16 protein-coding genes are annotated in these 16,205 nt (G+C 57.0%); 11 read left to right on the forward strand and 5 right to left on the reverse strand.

The annotated features are described in order from the left end of the window. Positions 1-300 precede the first annotated feature (300 nt). Positions 301-2,763 carry a ribonuclease R gene (gene rnr, locus LGH74_RS20500; RefSeq protein WP_226179163.1) on the forward strand — a complete coding sequence of 821 codons (2,463 nt, stop codon included), beginning with the start codon at positions 301-303 and terminating at the stop codon, positions 2,761-2,763. Positions 2,764-2,940: 177 nt separating this feature from the next. On the opposite strand, the gene LGH74_RS20505 is transcribed toward rnr, so the two are convergent. After that, positions 2,941-3,453, reverse strand: a complete 513-nt coding sequence (locus tag LGH74_RS20505) for an energy transducer TonB family protein (protein WP_226179166.1) — start codon at positions 3,451-3,453, stop codon at positions 2,941-2,943. Between the two features lie 204 nt (positions 3,454-3,657). Here LGH74_RS20505 and LGH74_RS20510 point away from each other — a divergent pair, with 204 nt between their 5' ends. The 3 genes from LGH74_RS20510 to LGH74_RS20520 all read left to right on the forward strand — a co-directional run bounded on the left by LGH74_RS20510 (position 3,658) and on the right by LGH74_RS20520 (position 5,795). Beyond that, complete coding sequence (locus LGH74_RS20510) at positions 3,658-4,629, forward strand: polyprenyl synthetase family protein (protein WP_226179169.1); 972 nt, start codon at positions 3,658-3,660, stop codon at positions 4,627-4,629. A gap of 137 nt (positions 4,630-4,766) precedes the next feature. After that, positions 4,767-5,411 (forward strand): rhomboid family intramembrane serine protease, encoded by a 645-nt coding sequence (locus LGH74_RS20515; protein ID WP_226179173.1) that lies wholly within the window; start codon positions 4,767-4,769, stop codon positions 5,409-5,411. Positions 5,412-5,525: 114 nt separating this feature from the next. After that, positions 5,526-5,795, forward strand: a complete 270-nt coding sequence (locus tag LGH74_RS20520) for a PLD nuclease N-terminal domain-containing protein (RefSeq protein ID WP_226179176.1) — start codon at positions 5,526-5,528, stop codon at positions 5,793-5,795. Between the two features lie 94 nt (positions 5,796-5,889). Here LGH74_RS20520 and LGH74_RS20525 read toward each other — a convergent pair whose 3' ends face one another. Then, complete coding sequence (locus tag LGH74_RS20525; RefSeq protein ID WP_226179179.1) at positions 5,890-6,513, reverse strand: DUF2939 domain-containing protein; 624 nt, start codon at positions 6,511-6,513, stop codon at positions 5,890-5,892. Between the two features lie 215 nt (positions 6,514-6,728). Between LGH74_RS20525 and LGH74_RS20530 the strand changes: the two genes are divergently transcribed. Both LGH74_RS20530 and LGH74_RS20535 read left to right on the forward strand, forming a co-directional pair. After that, positions 6,729-7,589 (forward strand): glycerophosphodiester phosphodiesterase family protein, encoded by an 861-nt coding sequence (locus LGH74_RS20530; RefSeq protein ID WP_226179181.1) that lies wholly within the window; start codon positions 6,729-6,731, stop codon positions 7,587-7,589. Positions 7,590-7,935: 346 nt separating this feature from the next. After that, complete coding sequence (locus tag LGH74_RS20535; RefSeq protein ID WP_226179184.1) at positions 7,936-8,322, forward strand: helix-turn-helix domain-containing protein; 387 nt, start codon at positions 7,936-7,938, stop codon at positions 8,320-8,322. Positions 8,323-8,399: 77 nt separating this feature from the next. Here LGH74_RS20535 and LGH74_RS20540 read toward each other — a convergent pair whose 3' ends face one another. The 3 genes from LGH74_RS20540 to recF form a co-directional block, all read right to left on the reverse strand. Beyond that, positions 8,400-8,960 carry an acyl-CoA thioesterase gene (locus LGH74_RS20540; RefSeq protein ID WP_431357456.1) on the reverse strand — a complete coding sequence of 187 codons (561 nt, stop codon included), beginning with the start codon at positions 8,958-8,960 and terminating at the stop codon, positions 8,400-8,402. A 428-nt stretch (positions 8,961-9,388) separates the two neighbouring features. Continuing rightward, the gene (locus LGH74_RS20545) at positions 9,389-9,706 is read right to left on the reverse strand and encodes a DciA family protein (RefSeq protein ID WP_226179187.1); all 318 of its coding nucleotides are present in this window, start codon (positions 9,704-9,706) and stop codon (positions 9,389-9,391) included. Positions 9,707-9,800: 94 nt separating this feature from the next. After that, complete coding sequence (gene recF / locus LGH74_RS20550; protein ID WP_226179191.1) at positions 9,801-10,910, reverse strand: DNA replication/repair protein RecF; 1,110 nt, start codon at positions 10,908-10,910, stop codon at positions 9,801-9,803. 167 nt (positions 10,911-11,077) lie between these two features. Here recF and pdhA point away from each other — a divergent pair, with 167 nt between their 5' ends. The 5 genes from pdhA to LGH74_RS20575 all read left to right on the forward strand — a co-directional run bounded on the left by pdhA (position 11,078) and on the right by LGH74_RS20575 (position 16,179). Next, positions 11,078-12,145 (forward strand): pyruvate dehydrogenase (acetyl-transferring) E1 component subunit alpha, encoded by a 1,068-nt coding sequence (gene pdhA, locus LGH74_RS20555; RefSeq protein ID WP_226179194.1) that lies wholly within the window; start codon positions 11,078-11,080, stop codon positions 12,143-12,145. A 51-nt stretch (positions 12,146-12,196) separates the two neighbouring features. Continuing rightward, on the forward strand, positions 12,197-12,973 hold the full coding sequence (locus LGH74_RS20560; protein WP_226179197.1) for a tetratricopeptide repeat protein: 777 nt from the start codon (positions 12,197-12,199) through the stop codon (positions 12,971-12,973). A 90-nt stretch (positions 12,974-13,063) separates the two neighbouring features. After that, positions 13,064-13,540 carry a 6,7-dimethyl-8-ribityllumazine synthase gene (gene ribH, locus LGH74_RS20565; protein ID WP_226179200.1) on the forward strand — a complete coding sequence of 159 codons (477 nt, stop codon included), beginning with the start codon at positions 13,064-13,066 and terminating at the stop codon, positions 13,538-13,540. 243 nt (positions 13,541-13,783) lie between these two features. Beyond that, positions 13,784-14,167 (forward strand): TraR/DksA family transcriptional regulator, encoded by a 384-nt coding sequence (locus tag LGH74_RS20570; protein ID WP_135465508.1) that lies wholly within the window; start codon positions 13,784-13,786, stop codon positions 14,165-14,167. Positions 14,168-14,337: 170 nt separating this feature from the next. Next, on the forward strand, positions 14,338-16,179 hold the full coding sequence (locus tag LGH74_RS20575; RefSeq protein ID WP_226179203.1) for a pseudouridine synthase: 1,842 nt from the start codon (positions 14,338-14,340) through the stop codon (positions 16,177-16,179). Positions 16,180-16,205 lie beyond the last annotated feature (26 nt).

The following is a 16,205-nucleotide window of genomic DNA, read 5'->3' on the forward strand; positions in this document are numbered from 1 at the left end:
ATCACTATTCCATAACTTTCCGCATATAGTTCTTATCGAATTTATTCCGTATTATCCTTAACTCCCGCGGCCAATCATTTAGCGCCGCGACTAAAACCCGGCCGCGTGGGCCGCGTTCAATTCAAAACAAACCCCGCGCCTGACCAAAAGCGTCCGGCGTAATTTCCATGTACCTGCGCCGCCTGCGAAACCGAAAACCACTGGCGGCACCCTTATTTTCTAATGAAGAAAAAAGACGATTCCGAGACTCCCCGCGCAACCGCGAAAGTCTCCCGCGCTCCGAAAAGTGAGCCAGCCCCAGTGACCAAAAACCTGGTGTACCGCATTTTTGCCGACAACCCCGGCAAAGTATTTTCCTACCGCCAACTCTCGCGCCGCTTGGGCGTGACCACCAAGGAGCAGCGCGAAGATGTGTTTGCCCACCTCAAAGAGCTTAAGAACGCCGGTCAGCTTACCCTGCTCCAAAACGACGACTACCGCCTCACCGACGCCGAAGCCCTGAAGGTGCAGCCCCTGGCCTCAGAGCGGAAAGACCACGGCAAAAACTTCGTGAAAGGCGGCCGGCCCGTGGAAGCTGAGTTCGGCAACGACCCCATCGTGCGCCGCCGCCGCACCCAGGGCTTCGACGAGCCCGGCGACGGCCAACCCGCGCCCGGCCACACGCCCTACCGGGAGCGGGGCCAGCCCGGCTCCGATACCATCACCGGCACCGTAGCCTTGGCCACGAGCCAGTACGCTTTTATCATCTCGGAAGAGAGTGAAACCGACGTGCGCGTTTTCACCGACCGCCTCAAGTTTGCCATGCAGGGCGACACCGTCCGTATCCGGCTGCGCGGCCAGCGCGACGGCCGCCCCGTAGGCGACGTGGTAGAAGTAGTGCACCGGGTGAAAACCGAAATCGTGGGGCAGCTCAAGCTGCAGGGCGGCTTCGGTTTCGTGTCGCCCGACCACCGCAAGCTGTACTTCGACGTGTTCGTGCCCTTCGAGGCACTGAATGGTGCCAACGACGGCGAGAAGGTGCTGGTGCGCATCACCGAGTGGCCCGAGGACAGCAGCCGCCAACCCGTGGGCGAAATCGTGCGCAGCTTTGGCCCCGCCGGCCAGAACGAAGCCGAGATTAACGCCATCATGGCCGAATTCGGTTTGCCTTTCGAATTCCCCGCCGATGTGGAGGAAGAATCGGAAGCCATTCCCGACGTGATTCCCGAGGAGGAAATTGCCAAGCGCCGCGACTTCCGTCCCATCACCACCTTCACCATCGACCCCGCCGACGCCAAGGACTTCGACGATGCGCTCAGCATTCAGAAGCTGGAAAACGGGCACTGGGAAATCGGCGTGCATATTGCCGACGTGACGCACTACGTGACGCCCGGCACCATGCTGGAGAAGGAAGCCAAGCACCGCGCCACCTCCGTCTACCTCGTCGACCGGGTGATTCCGATGCTGCCCGAGCGGCTCTCCAACGGCGTCTGCTCGCTGCGGCCCCACGAGGATAAGCTCACGTTTTCGGCCGTGTTTGAGCTCGACGAGAAAGGCAAGCTCTACGATTCGTGGTTCGGCAAAACCATCATTCACTCCGACCGCCGCTTCTCCTACGAGGAGGCCCAGGAGCGCATCGAAAGCGGCGAAGGTGAGTACGCCGCCGAAATCGTGCTGATGAATGACATGGCCAAGAAGATCTGCGCCGAGCGGTTCCGCAAGGGCGCCATCAGCTTCGAAACCCAGGAAGTGAAGTTCCGCCTCGATGAGAATGGCAAGCCGCTGGGTGTGTACGTGAAGGAGCGCAAGGACGCCCACAAGATGATTGAGGAGTTTATGCTGATGGCTAACCGCAAGGTGGCCGAGTTCGTGTACGGCCTCAAAAAGACCAAGCCGCGCTTCACGATGGTGTACCGGACCCACGATGCGCCGGACGCCGACCGGCTCCAGAACTTCGCCCTCTTCGCCCAGAAGTTTGGCCACACCCTGGACCTTAGCAACCCCAAAAAGCTGAGCACCGAGCTCAACGATTTGTCGATGGAAGTGGTGGGCCGCCCCGAGCAGAACGTCATCCAGACGCTGGCCGTGCGCACCATGTCGAAGGCCAAGTACAGCACCGAGCCGCTGGGCCACTTCGGCCTGGCCTTCGAGCACTACTCGCACTTCACCTCGCCCATCCGCCGCTACCCCGATATGATGGCCCACCGCCTGCTGGAGCACTACCTGCAGGGCGGCAAAAATGTGAAGACCGAGCCCGTGGAGGAAGAGTGCAAACACTCCTCCGAGCGCGAGAAGCTGGCCGCCAATGCCGAGCGCGCCAGCATCAAATACAAGCAGGTCGAGTTCATGACCAACGTCATCGGCGAGCAGTTCAAGGGCGTCGTGTCGGGCCTGACCGAGTGGGGCCTGTACGTGGAAATCGAGGAGAATAAGTGTGAAGGCATGATTCGCCTGAGCGACCTACCCGGCGACTTCTACGAGCTCGACAAGGACAACTACCGCCTCATCGGGCAGCGCAACAAGAAGATCATCCAGTTCGGCGATGAAATCCAGGTTATCGTAAAAGCCGCCAACCTGCTTGACCGTACCATCGACTTCGAGGTAGTAGACGACCGGCCCGACTCGGTGAAAGCCCGCGAGAAGGACGAGCGCCGCAACAGCCGCGGCGGCGACCGTTCGGACCGCTCCCGTGGCCCGCGTGGCGAAAAGCCCGGCGGTGGCCGTGGCCCCGGCGGCAAGGGTGGCGGAGGCCGCAGCGGTGGTGGCGACAAGCGCCGTCGGTAGGGGCGTGTCATTGCGAGGAACGAAGCAATCCGTCCTCTGAAATGTGCCGAGCTTTCTAAACTGAAAAGCCCTTTCCCGCGTGAGCAGGAAAGGGCTTTCTGGTAAAAGGATGTTTGTCACGAGCAGAGGACGGATTGCTTCGTCCTGCGTCCTCGCAATGACACCTGGAAAAACTGATCAGCGAAACTCGACCGGGTACGTTAATTCCATATCAGCAATTCCACCTTCCCGTCGGCCGGGCGTAAACCGGGGCGCTTTGCTCATCAGTTCCACTGCTGCCGCATCGTAAGCAGCATTGATTCCATTGCCGGGTTTTACGTGAGCATCGGTTACGGCCCCCGATTTCAGCACCGTAAACGTGACCTGTACTATCCCGGATTCCCGGGGACCTTTGGGGCGTTTCAGGAACTTCCGGACATAGTTGTGATAATTATAGCTGCCACCCGGAAATTCCGGCACTATTTCCACTCTGGTCAATTTGCCGGAGGCTTTAGCGGCCGAATCGATAACTACCTCTACCGTGCCCTCGGCCCGACGAGCCGGCGGCGTGTTGGTAGCGGGCCGTGTTGGTTTGGCTACCGGTGCCGGCGGCTGGGCTTCCCAGCGGTTGTAGGAAGTCTGGGCCTTGGCAAAAACGGGTAGGAGCAGCAGAGCCGCGCCGAGTAGCTGGAAGCGTAGTTGTAGGAACATAGCGCTGTCGGGTAGAATAGCGTAGGAAGTTACCCTTTTGCCCGGCTTTCTGGAAGAAGGTCAGGTCCTACCGCGCAGAGGACGGATGGCTTCGGGTGCGCCTCGCAATGACAGGCAGTACGCCAGAACAAAACTCACCAACTCACCATTTCACTAAATCACCGCCACCGTGCGTACCTTTCCACCGCACCTTTTTGATGCTCTGTGAATCTGTCTTTCTTCTCCGATAAAATCACCGCCGCTCTGGCGCAGCAGCGCTACGGCGAGGCCCCCGAGGCCCTCTACGAACCCATCCGCTACATCATGGCCCTGGGCGGGAAGCGCATCCGGCCGCTGCTCACGCTGCTGGGCGCCCACCTCTTCACCGACGACCTTGACCCGATTATCAAGCCGGCCCTGGGCACTGAGGTGTTTCACAACTTCACCTTGCTCCACGACGACATCATGGACCAAGCCCCGCTGCGACGCGGACAGCCCACGGTGCACGAGAAGTGGAATGCCAACGTGGCCATCCTCAGCGGCGACGTAATGCTGGTGCGGGCCTATGAGCTGTTTCTGGACGTGCAACCCGAGCTGTTGGCTACGGTGCTGCGCAAGTTCAGCCAGACGGCCGCCGAGGTCTGCGAAGGCCAGCAGTGGGACATGAACTTTGAAACCAACGAGCAGGTCAGCATCCCGCAATATCTGGATATGATTCGGCTGAAAACGGCAGTGCTGCTGGGCTTCTGCCTGGAGCTGGGCGCGCTGCTCGGCGGTGCTTCCCCCGAGGCCGCCGACCACCTGCGCCAGTTCGGCACCGATATCGGCCTGGCTTTCCAGCTCCGCGACGACCTGCTCGACGTGTACGGCGACGCGGCCACGTTCGGTAAGCGCGTCGGCGGCGACATCGTCTCGGATAAGAAAACCTTCCTGCTGCTCACGGCCCAGGCCCAGGCTGATGCTGCGCAACGTGCTACCCTGGCCCGCCACATCGGCCAGCCCCTCGCCGATGCCGATGCTAAGGTGCAGGCCGTGCGCGCCATCTATGATGAGCTGAACATTCGCCCGCAAACCGAAAGCCTCATCAACCAGTATTTCCAGGACGCGCTGCAGCACCTGGAGCGGGTGCCGGTGGCAGCTGGGCGAAAAGAGCCGCTCCGGCAGCTGGCCCTGCAGCTGATGGAACGCGAAAGCTAAGCCAGCCAGATACCGCGTTTTTTTGCCCGCTGCGAAGACTTAGCCGCTTAGGCTAGGTCTTTGTTCGTTCTACGGTCTGCAAAGCTGCCAGGGCCGCTAAATTCTTCTCTTGTCTTCACTTTTCGAAATCCTCCTGCATGCTTACGCTTAGTCCTCCCCTGATTCTGCTCCTGCTCACAGCCGGAATATCCATTTATGCTTGGTCGAATGAGAAGCTGATGGAAAGCTGGATTCTCAACCCGGTGCGCGTGCGCCAGCACGGCGAGTGGTACCGCCTGCTTACCTCCGGCTTCCTGCATGCCGACTGGATGCACCTTATCTTCAACATGATTGCCTTTTACTCTTTTGGGCAGGTGGTGCAGGATACGCTGGTGGCCATCAGCGGCACTACCATTGGCCTGCTTCAGTTTCTGGGCTTGTACCTGGGCGGCATCATCGTTTCTGATCTGCCAACCTACTTTCGCCACCGCTCTGACCCCGACTACCGCAGCCTGGGGGCCTCGGGTGGGGTAGCAGCCGTGCTGTTTGCCAGTATCCTGTTCAATCCCGTAGGCGGCGAAGGTCAGGGTATTATCATCTTCCCGATTCCGTTTCCCATCAAGCCCTTCATTTTCGGGTTTCTCTATCTGGGCTATTCCTACTATATGGGCCGCCGGCGCGGCGACAATATCAACCACGATGCTCACTTTTACGGCGCACTCTACGGTATCATCCTGACACTCATTTATTTACCGGAAGCAGCGCCGCATTTTTGGAGCGAAATCCAACGGTTTATATTTTAATAAACTGATAGTCAGAAGGTTGTAAACGCAATATAGCTGCGCTTATATCCATTCCGAAAGTCGTGCGTAAAGAGCCGCATATTCTCCTTCCACACTTCCAACACCTGACTTCTCATGAATAAGCTCGCCACCTTCGCCAACCGGATTCCTGTTGCTGCTCTGCTGCTCACGCTCACCTCACTTGTATCGAGCTGCTCCGGGCGCCGCAGCGACGGTTCGCTTACCATCTTCGGTATTGCTTACCTGATCATCGCCGTGCTGGCAGTTATCAGCTTGCTTAAGCAGGACTGGTCGTTGGGCAAGAAGCTGATCTGGGGGCTTATCATCTGGGTGTTCCCCTTCGGCGGCTCCATCATTTACTTCCTGTTTTCAGGTCGCAAGTAACGGTCCTCATTCGATCCTTATTTAAAAAGGAAGCCCCGCCACAAATCTGTGGCGGGGCTTCCTTTTTGCTTTCGGGCGGGTACAGTCTGTTGCGTTAGTCACGCTTCAGCAGCCGGTCTTTTTCCAGGCGCGCCACGTGCTTCAGCAGCTCGCCGGTATTCGTGATTTCCTTTACCTGCCAATAGTCGCCTTTGTCCTGCATCTTCACCTCAATCACCATCGTGGTGTCGTACTTGGGCTGGGTAATCTCGATGCCGACCAGCGCCTGGCCGCCCTGCTCGTTTACGTACTTGATGTCTTTGAACTTGCTTTCGGCATCCACCACTTTGCTCGCCAACCCCGCCAGCGACACTTTCACCGTACGCTCGGGCTGTGCGGCCACAGCGGCTTCCAGCGAGCCGGTTTCTACGTAGTTTCTCACCTCTTTGTGCGCGGCCTTGGCCAGCTGGGGCTTCAGGAGTCGTAGTGCACCTTTAAAGGCAAATGAGCCGGGGTTGAGCAGGCCCAGCACCGAGCTTTGCTGCGTTACTTGGTCTACCAAGCTGCCGGTGACTTGGTCTACATCCACGTAGCGCTCAAAAGCAGCCATGTCGTGGTCCTGAGTAGCCTTGGCGGCCTGCATCAGTGAGTATTCCGGTCCGGTAGTCAAGCTACGGTAGTACAGATAGCCGCCCACGCCCAATACGGCGAGAACTACCAGCAGAAGAATCTTTTTCATGGAGAACAGATAGGAAGAAGTTGGGCCGTAAAAATATCGGTTTTAGTGCCTATTCCACTGCCTGCTTGCGCGTCGTTGCTCTTAGTTTTTGTCGTTTGTTAGCCTTGCCGCTCTCCCCAGCAGACAATACAGAGCCTATAATCTTGGTTTAGCCTGAACATCCATTCAGACGGGTGCTACTTGGCGCTTTGCTACCCTCGTGCGTATGTAGCGCTATGAATGCTTCTGCTACCACCAATACCGGCTTCATGCGGCCCGAAGTGCATGGTCACCGAGGTTGCCGTGGTCTGTGGCCGGAAAATACCCTACCGGCTTTCCGGCACGCTGTGGCCTTGGGCGTCGATGTACTGGAGCTGGATGTGGTCATTTCGAGTGACGGGCAGGTTGTCGTATCGCACGAGCCTTGGTTTTCCGCCGCCATCTGCCGCCTGCCGAACGGCCAGCCAATTGACCCCACTCAGGAGCGGCAGCACAACCTATATCAGATGCCGTATGCTCATATCAAGCAATACGACTGCGGCCTTACTCGTCACCCAAATTTCCCTGAACAGCAACTGCTGCCTGCCTATAAGCCCTTGCTGCGCGAAGTAATCCGTAGCGTGGAAATGCAGGTAGCGCAACTGGACCGAGCTCCGGTTCGCTATAGTATTGAACTGAAAACGGAGCCTGCAGGTGATGCTGTTTTTCATCCGCATCCCGACGAATTTGTGGCGTTAGTACTGGCTGTAATAGGGGAGGAGCTAACTGAGCCGCGCACCACGATTCTGTCTTTTGACCACCGGATTTTGCAGCAGGCCCAAGCCGCCGCGCCCCACATTCCACTGTGCCTTTTGATAGAAGACCAAGTGCCGCTGGCCGAACACTTACGGGCGCTTGGCTTCGTTCCGCAGGTGCTTGGCCCCGCGCATTGGTTGCTGACACCCGAGCTGCTGGCTACTGTCAAAAACCTCGATATGCGCCTCGTGCCCTGGACGGTGAACGACATTATAACGATGCGGCGACTAATCGAAGCTAGCGTAACGGGTATCACTACCGATTACCCGGACCGGCTGTTGCAGTTGCTGGCGTCCTGGTAGTGAGCCTCCCTTCTTCACGTGCTGTCCGCATCGGGTTTAATGGTGTGGAACATTGTTGCGTGTATAAATCACGTAGGCCCTGGCAATAGCCCCGATGTACAGAATACAGTAGGATATAATTAAACAGTATTGTATCTGTTACAGAGTTGCAATTACATTAAATGAGAATATGTAACGAAATTGCCTTGTAACGATGCACTGTAACTTGTAATGTATTTAGTGTTACACCTGTTGTTTTGTATCATTCCGAAACATGTTACGTATCATGTTATTTGTATAGTGTTTTTTGTTTCAATGGAACACTTTTAACATCTTTACACCCCACTCATATTACAAGGCGCAGTCTATGCCACACCAAGGCGAAATCCTTCAGGAAGCTATTAAAAGCAGCGGTATTTCCATTACACGTATCGTGGAGGAGCTTGGTATTACCCGTCCAACTATCTATCGTAAGTTTAAAGACGAAACGCTTGATTACGCATTTGTAAAGCGAATCGGTGGCATTATCGGACATGACTTTTCAGGCGAATTTACTTCGTTACAACAGGGTGTATTGCCTTTTGTATCGCAACCTGTAACTGTAACGAATAATACACCTGTAACACTGCGTTCAAATGTGTTGCATTCACCTGATGTTGATGCTGCGAAACAGCTTATGGTGTTACAAACGAAGTACATAGCCCTCTTGGAGGCCTACAATGAGCTCCTTATGAAGGTGTACGGCCCTAAATGACAAAAATGTTCCACGTGAAACATTTTTGTCATTTAGGGCCGTTGAAAAATAGCGTCGTAATTGGTGTTCAGCCTAGGTTAGTAGGCAATCTGGCAACGCTCTTGATGTAACAGATGCAACTCCTGTTGCACTGCTAAACCAGACAAAGCATTGTCGAATTCAGCCCGGCTACGCTCCCGGAATTCGCGTCGCTTAATCGATTCCAGAAAGCGCCGGGTGTCTTCGTGAGTCTCTAGGGTGAGGCCCGGCACCAGAGTGGGTTGGCCCAGGTCGTCCTTGGCTACCATCGTAAAGTAGGAGGTGTTGGTATGCTTCACAGTACCGCTCCTAACATCCTCGGCAATTACCTTGATGCCGACCAGTAGGGAAGTCTTACCCACATAGTTTACCGAGGCCAGCAACGATACCAGCTCGCCCACTTCTACCGGCTGCAGAAAGTTGACCCCGTCTACACTCACCGTCACGCAGTAGGTGCCGGCGTGCTTAGAGGCCGCAGCGTAGGCTACCTTGTCCATGAGCGAGAGAAGAATGCCGCCGTGAATCTTGCCGCCGAAATTGGCGTAGGCCGGAATCATCAGCTCAGTGAGCGTGACCCGGGAATATGACACCGGGCGAAAGTCTGGTTTGGGAAAACTCATAGGTAGAGTCTGGAGGAATAAGAGATGAAAGGGGATATGAATCAGCAGCGTGAAACTACTGCCTTAGTAGCTACGCCATCTGTTGCCGGCTCGGTGAATACAGCCAAGCCAGCACTAACACAAATATCAGAAAGTAGGCAGGGCAGCCTAGCAGCTGTAAGCCGGTCAAGACCTCACGCTTATAAAGTGCGTTGACGCTTCAACTTATGCTGCAGCTAGAATCTGGTCAGCCTCTAGCAACAAGTAGCAAGCTCACTTGCTGAATATTGTTAATAGAGTTGATAGCCTCATTTGGTAAGAGGCGGATTTGGTCTTGGAGGCAACAACAAAATAAGCTGAGAAAGTAAACCGGTGCTTGTGTGCTGGCCACGGAAATGCGGCGCACTGTTATTCAGCTCTGCAACAATCTTTGGATTTAGCGCTGGCCGCTACAGGAACACAACCTCTTTAATCACCTGCTCACCTACCTCCGCGTTGATCAGGTCCAGAACCTTAGTCTTAGCCATTACCAGCTCGTGCTTGAGCGGGGCCGAACTAAGCCGCACAAACAGCTTACCCTGGCTAATATATACCTCCTGGGTTTTCAGTGCCACGGCCTTGCCCATGATTCGTTCCCAACTCGAAACCACCATCGTTTCATTGAGCTTGCCCTGCAGGCGGTAAGCCTTCAGCAAAGCCGTAATTCCCTCCTTCAAGGTGAGGACGTCGGCTTTGCGGGAATTTTCGGGCGAGTTATATTTTTTCAAAACAAAGGGCCTATAATACGCGCGAAAATACGGGCATCTGCCAGGCCCGAGGGCAGTGGATTGTGCTGGCTACAAAGGTACAGCAGAAGCTAGCCTAGAGCGGCGTCACCCGGCCATTTTCTACCCGGAAGCGGCTAATTTGCTCCGACAGATTAGCCAAGGCTTTATCGGTGCGCTCTAGGTGGGTATCGGTCAGAAACACCTGCCCGAAGGTCTGGTCGGCTACTAGCTGGAGCAGCCGGGTGATACGCTTCTCATCGAGCCGGTCGAAGATATCATCGAGCAGCAGAATGGGCTTGTGCTGCTTGCGGGTAGCGGCTATTTCAAATTGGGCCAGCTTGAGCGCAATGGCGTACGATTTTTGCTGGCCCTGTGAGCCGTAGCTTTTCACCGACACGCCATCCATCAAAAACACGAAGTCGTCTTTGTGTGGGCCTACGGTGGTGCGTTGCAGCGCCAAGTCCTTGCGCTCGAAGGTGCGTAGCAAATGGCCAAAGTCGGCATCAGGCAGCTGGCTCTTATATTCTAACGTTACCTGCTCCCGGCTGTCGGCCAGCTGCTGGTAGTGGCGCTGGAAGATAGGAGTGAAGTCGGCCAGGAACTGCTGGCGCAGTGCTACCAACTGCGTGCCCACGGGAGCCAACTGCTCATCCAATACTAATAGGTAGTCGCGGTCGTAACCCTGCCGGTCGGCGGCTTGCTTGAGCAGGGCGTTGCGCTGGCGCAGGATGTGGTTGTAGGAAATGAGCAACTCCAGGTACTCGTGGCTGAGCTGCGAAATCAGGCTGTCGAAATAGCGCCGACGCTCCTCGCTGCCCTGCCGGATTAGGTCGGTATCGTAGGGCGAAATAAGCACTACGGGGAAGCGGCCAATGTGGTCGGAGATACGCTCGTAGGCCTGCTTGTTGTGAGTCACAGCTTTCTTCTGCCCGGCCCGCAAGCTGCACTGAATTGTCTCGCGCACATCATCGGGCGGAGTGCAAAACCGACCCTTCACCACGAAGAACTCCTCGCCCTGTTTTATGCTTTGGGCATCGGCGGTAGTGAAAGCACTCTTAGTTAACGCCAAGTAATGGATAGCATCGAGCAGATTGGTCTTGCCGCTGCCGTTGTCGCCGATGAAGCAGTTGATGTGCGGCGAGAGCTGCAGGGTTGCTTCATCGTAGTTTTTAAAGAACAGCAGATGTAGGGTTTCAAGAATCATTCGGGTTCGGAATTGCAATCCTTTTACGTACTTTCGCATCCCAAACGCGAACAACCGAGAGTACGATGGCGGAGACGAAAGTAAAGGCTACCCCAAGCGCTTCCAATTCGGCGAAAAAATCGTCGAGCAAGAAGACTACCCCCCAAGCAGATGTTGCCACCAAAACGGTGAAGCAACCAGACCCGGTTTTGCCTCCGGCCAACGATGACGCGGATGGCACAGCTCCCCGCGCTACGTCGCCCGGCAAGCCGCAATTTCCGAAGGAGACCTATCTGCAGTGGTACGAGCAGATGCAGCTCATGCGCAAGTTTGAGGATAAGGCTGGTCAGCTCTACGGTCAACAGAAGATTAAGGGTTTCTGCCACCTCTACATCGGTCAGGAGGCCTGCGTAGCCGGAGCCGTATCGGCGCTGGAGAAAGGGGATAAGTGGATTACCGCTTACCGCGACCATGCCCACCCGTTGGCCCTGGGCACTTCGCCCAACGCCATCATGGCTGAGCTGTTTGCTAAAGCCACCGGTTGCTCCAAAGGCAAAGGTGGCTCGATGCACATGTTCGATAAGGAAGTAAACTTCGTTGGCGGCCACGGCATCGTGGGCGGGCAGGTGCCCATGGGTGCCGGCCTGGCCTTTGCCGAGAAGTATAACAAGACCGGTAAGCTCTGCATCTGCTACATGGGCGACGGTGCCGTACGGCAGGGCGCTTTGCACGAGGCCTTCAACATGGCTATGCTGTGGAAGCTGCCCGTCATATTCGTCGTTGAAAACAACGGCTATGCTATGGGTACTTCGGTGCAGCGCACCTCGAACGTAACCGAGCTGTTCCACATCGGCCGCGGCTACGACATGCCATCGGAGCCCGTGAACGGGATGAACGTAGAGGACATCCACGACGCCGTAGCCCGTGCCGCCGAGCGTGCCCGTGCTGGTGAAGGCCCCACGTTCTTGGAGTTCAAAACCTACCGCTACAAAGGGCACTCGATGAGCGACCCGGCCAAGTACCGCACCAAGGAAGAGCTGGAAGACTACCGCTCACGCGACGCCATCGAACAGGTGCGCCACACCATCCTGACCCACAACATGGCAACGGAAGAAGAGCTGACCGTCATCGACGAGAAGATCAAGGCGCAGGTGCAGGAGTCGGTGGAGTTTGCCGAGAACTCGCCTTACCCCACCGCCGACGAGCTGTACAAAGACGTCTACGTGCAGCAGGACTATCCTTACATCCGCGACTAACCTTAGCGGAGTTTTACCCGGCTGTCCGGCCGACCTTTTGAAAGCCTAGTAATGTCTAAGATTCCCTACACGCGCAATAGCCCGCAAAACCGTCCGCAGCAGTCACAGGTGCCCGCGGATCCGAACCAGCCTCTCGAAGGTGACTTGGTAACCGAGCATCCTTTGCTGGAAGACCCGGATGCGCTGGCCGCCCGCCTCGCCAACACCGAGGATTTTCTGCGCCGGAAAAAGAGCATCCTGCTGGGCTTGTTGACGGTGGTAGTGCTGGCCGTAGTAGGAGCATTCGGATACTATACTTGGCGCCAGTCGCAGGACAAGAAAGCGCAGGCCGCCATGTTCCAGGCTGTGAACTACTGGGAAGCCGACTCGCTGAATAAGGCTATGAAAGGCGACGGACAATACGACGGCCTCGAAGCAGTTGCTTCGGAGTATGGTGGAACCAAGGCCGGCAACCTGGCTAACTTCTACGCTGGCGTGGGCGCTCTGAAGCAGGGCAAGTACCAAGCGGCTATCGACTACCTGGAAGACTTTAGCTCGGACGATCTGCTGGTGCAGGCCCGCGCTTACGCTCTGCTCGGCGATGCCAATATGGAGCTCAACAAGTACAAAGAAGCCGCCGACCTGTATAACAAGGCAGCCAATTACAACGCCAACGAATTCTTCTCGCCCGGCTACCTGATGAAGGAAGCCACGGCCCGCGAGATGAACAAGGACTACGACGGTGCCCTGAAGGCCTACGACAAAATCCTGACCGACTACCAGAACGCGCAGGAGGCCTCCGAAGCCAAGCAGTTCAAGGCCCGGGTTGAAGGCTTGGCCAGCAAATAAGCCACCGAGTACCAAGATAAAAGCTGCGCTTTTCCGCAAGGAGGGCGCAGCTTTGTTTTATAGCAAACCGACCACCCAACGAAGACCGTTATGGCTACTTCCCTCAAAAATCTCAGCGACTACACCGCTACCACCTTTGTCGATATCTCCGAAAAGCGGTTTGGCATTGTGGTAGCCGAATGGAACCGCGAAATCACCGACGTGCTGGCCCAGGGCGCTTACGAGACGCTGGTGAAGCACGGTGCCAAAGAGGAAAACATCTACCGCAACTCGGTGCCAGGCAGCTTCGAACTCACGCTGGGCGCCCAGTTTCTGGCCCAGCACGAGGAAATCGACGCGGTGATTTGCTTAGGCGTTGTCATCAAGGGCGACACCAAGCATGATGACTACATCAACCACGCCGTAGCCAATGGCCTGACTAACGTCGGGCTGAAGTTCAATAAGCCCGTGATTTTCGGGTTGGTAACCACCAATACTCTGGAGCAGGCCCAGGACCGGGCCGGCGGCAAGCACGGCAACAAAGGAGTGGAAGCCGCCGCCGCTGCTATCCATATGCTCGGCTTCTAAGCCATCTACCAAGCTGGACTATAGCCAAAGAATATTCGTAGTTGGCTGATTATCGGACAAAAGCGTAGCTTTGCGGCCAAATAGCGCAGGCCAACGCTAAAACCGGAAACCCAGTCTCTGCGGGGCTGCGCAGCAAACTTATTTGAAAGGACTGCTGTTAAAAAGCCAAATATGCCGGGATTTTGCTACAGCCTTGCTTAGTAAAAACGTAATAGTCAAATAATTAACCTCTCCCTGAACCCCATGAGTGAAGAAAACCTACGCTATTCCAGGGAAGAACTGGCTGAGTTTGCGGAAATCATCCAAGATAAACTCAACGCAGCCCGCAAGGAAGTAGCATTCATCAAAGAGACTCTGAGCCGCAAGAACGATTCAGGGACTGACAACACGGCTTCCTCGGCTAAGGTACTGGAAGACGGTGCCGACACGGCCGAGAAGGAAAGCATGAACCAGTTGGCCTCCCGCCAGATGAAGTTCATCCAGCAGCTCGAAAACGCACTGGTACGCATCAAGAACGGTACGTACGGCGTGTGCATCGGCACTGGTAAGCTTATCCCCAAGGAGCGTCTGCGGGCCGTGCCCCACACCCAGCACTCCATCGAAGCCAAAATGGCGCGCCGCGACTAGCCGCCCTTTTCCCGTTCCACTTCCTTGCCCGGACTTTCGGCAGGCGGCCTTCACCATCCGCGCCGCTGGTCCGGGCACTGTTTTCCGGGCTAGTCTGTTAGCCCACCAATTTTCCCTCCTGATTTATTTTCACCTCGTACCGTAGCGATACGGCACTTATACTTGCAACCATGGGCAAGAAGCATAACGACGACAACTCTGCCCGGCGCGGCCGCCCCGGCGACCGGCCAGCCGGTAATTTTGGCAACAGCAGCGGCCCCCGCAAATTCTCTTCCCGCCCCGGCGAAGGAGGATTTGGCGGCAACCGCTCCGGCAGCGAAGGCGTTGGCCGCAACTTTTCCTCCCGTCCTTCTTCCGACCGGCCCAGCTCGGGTGGCGGCAACCGCTTCGGTGGCTCAGAAGGTGGCCCACGTAAATTCGGTAGCACCTCCGGCGGCTTTGGCCGCGGCGAAGCATCCGGCAACCGGGGCGGCTTCGGCGGCCCGCGCCGTGAAGGTGGCAGCGACGACCGTCGCTCCTTCGGCCGCGACAATGACCGCAACGCCCCGCGCCGCTTTGAAGGTCGCGAGGAGCGCCGGGATGAGCGCCCCGCCCAGCCTTATAATCCTAAGGCTAACTGGCCCGGCCAGCCGTACCGGCAGGAAGGCAAGCCCGCCGTGCCGCGGGGCGGCGCCGGGGAACGCAACCGCAAGTTCAACAAGGTAAACCCTAACCCCGTTGAGCCGCCCAAGTCCCGAGTGCCCGATGCTCCGGCCACATTTGAGCGCGACCCCAATACCGGTCCCGACCGCGCTATCCGCCCGGCCCGTCCGTTCGATTTCCGCCAAGTGCCCGAAGGCTACAACCGCGAGGAAAAGCCCCGGACCGAGCGCCGCGAAGGCGACTTCGACCGCCGGGAAGAAGGCCAGCGCCCAGAGCGTCGCGAAGGCGGCTTCGGCCGCGACCGGGATGAGCGTCGGAGCACGCCTGACCGCCGCGAAAGTGGCTTTGGCAACCGCAGCTTCGGCGAGCGGCCCAGCTTTGGCAGCAAGCCTTATGGCGACAAGGGCAACACCCGCGGTGATGCCAAGCCGCGCGCTTTCGGCGACAAGCCGGCCTATGGTGACAAGCGTGAGGCGCGGCAGTATGGCGAGCGTCCTGAGCGGACGGAGCGCCCGGCCAAGCCAGCGTTTGATAACCGCGCCGACAAGCCCAAGCGGGGTGAAGTAGCCGGGGAAGCACCCGACTACAAAAGCCTGCGCCACTACGAGGAGGATAAAACCCGCGGCAACAAGCGCCGGCGGGTAGAAGACGACTCGCACGCCGACACCACGCGCCTGAACCGCTATATTGCCAACGCGGGCATTTGCTCCCGGCGGGAAGCCGACTCACTGATTGCCGCCGGCGAAATTAAAGTGAACGGTGAGGTGGTGACGGAAATGGGCTACCAGGTGCAGCCCACCGACACGGTGCAGTATGGCAAAACCAACCTAAAGCGGGAAAAGCATGTGTACGTGCTGCTCAATAAGCCCAAGGATTTCCTGACCACCACCGATGACCCCGAAGGCCGCCGCACGGTAATGGAGCTGGTAGCCTCGGCGTCGAAGGAGCGCATCTTCCCGGTGGGCCGCCTCGACCGTAACACGACGGGCCTGTTGCTATTTACCAACGATGGGGAAGTGGCGCAGAAACTGTCGCACCCGTCGCACAAGAATAAAAAGATCTATCAGGTTGAGCTAAACCAGCCGCTGACGGAAGAGCACCTCGGCCAGATTGCTGCTGGTGTGGAGCTGGAAGATGGCAAAGCCGACGTGGACGACGTAGCCGTGGTAGCTGGCAACCCGCACTTTGTGGGTATCGAGCTGCACCTGGGCCGGAACCGCATCGTGCGCCGTATTTTCGAGCACTTGGGCTACGACGTCGTTTCGCTGGACCGGGTACAGTACGCGGGCCTGACCAAAAAGGACCTGCCCCGCGGCAAATGGCGCTTCCTGACCGAGAAAGAGGTGATTCGCCTCAAGTATTTCCTGTAACCAAGCAACCTGCAGGCTGGCTGTTG

This window comes from Hymenobacter lucidus (assembly GCF_020447265.1).
Lineage (GTDB): Bacteria > Bacteroidota > Bacteroidia > Cytophagales > Hymenobacteraceae > Hymenobacter > Hymenobacter lucidus.

What these genes read in the sequence shown, in the direction of transcription:
- LGH74_RS20540 (WP_431357456.1), bottom strand. Translation starts at nt 8,960, where the DNA reads ATGAGTTTTCCCAAACCAGACTTTCGCCCGGTGTCATATTCCCGGGTC.
- LGH74_RS20560 (WP_226179197.1), top strand. Translation starts at nt 12,197, where the DNA reads ATGTCTAAGATTCCCTACACGCGCAATAGCCCGCAAAACCGTCCGCAG.
- LGH74_RS20575 (WP_226179203.1), top strand. Translation starts at nt 14,338, where the DNA reads ATGGGCAAGAAGCATAACGACGACAACTCTGCCCGGCGCGGCCGCCCC.
- LGH74_RS20530 (WP_226179181.1), top strand. Translation starts at nt 6,729, where the DNA reads ATGAATGCTTCTGCTACCACCAATACCGGCTTCATGCGGCCCGAAGTG.
- LGH74_RS20570 (WP_135465508.1), top strand. Translation starts at nt 13,784, where the DNA reads ATGAGTGAAGAAAACCTACGCTATTCCAGGGAAGAACTGGCTGAGTTT.
- LGH74_RS20505 (WP_226179166.1), bottom strand. Translation starts at nt 3,453, where the DNA reads ATGTTCCTACAACTACGCTTCCAGCTACTCGGCGCGGCTCTGCTGCTC.
- LGH74_RS20520 (WP_226179176.1), top strand. Translation starts at nt 5,526, where the DNA reads ATGAATAAGCTCGCCACCTTCGCCAACCGGATTCCTGTTGCTGCTCTG.
- LGH74_RS20525 (WP_226179179.1), bottom strand. Translation starts at nt 6,513, where the DNA reads ATGAAAAAGATTCTTCTGCTGGTAGTTCTCGCCGTATTGGGCGTGGGC.
- ribH (WP_226179200.1), top strand. Translation starts at nt 13,064, where the DNA reads ATGGCTACTTCCCTCAAAAATCTCAGCGACTACACCGCTACCACCTTT.
- LGH74_RS20535 (WP_226179184.1), top strand. Translation starts at nt 7,936, where the DNA reads ATGCCACACCAAGGCGAAATCCTTCAGGAAGCTATTAAAAGCAGCGGT.
- LGH74_RS20515 (WP_226179173.1), top strand. Translation starts at nt 4,767, where the DNA reads ATGCTTACGCTTAGTCCTCCCCTGATTCTGCTCCTGCTCACAGCCGGA.
- recF (WP_226179191.1), bottom strand. Translation starts at nt 10,910, where the DNA reads ATGATTCTTGAAACCCTACATCTGCTGTTCTTTAAAAACTACGATGAA.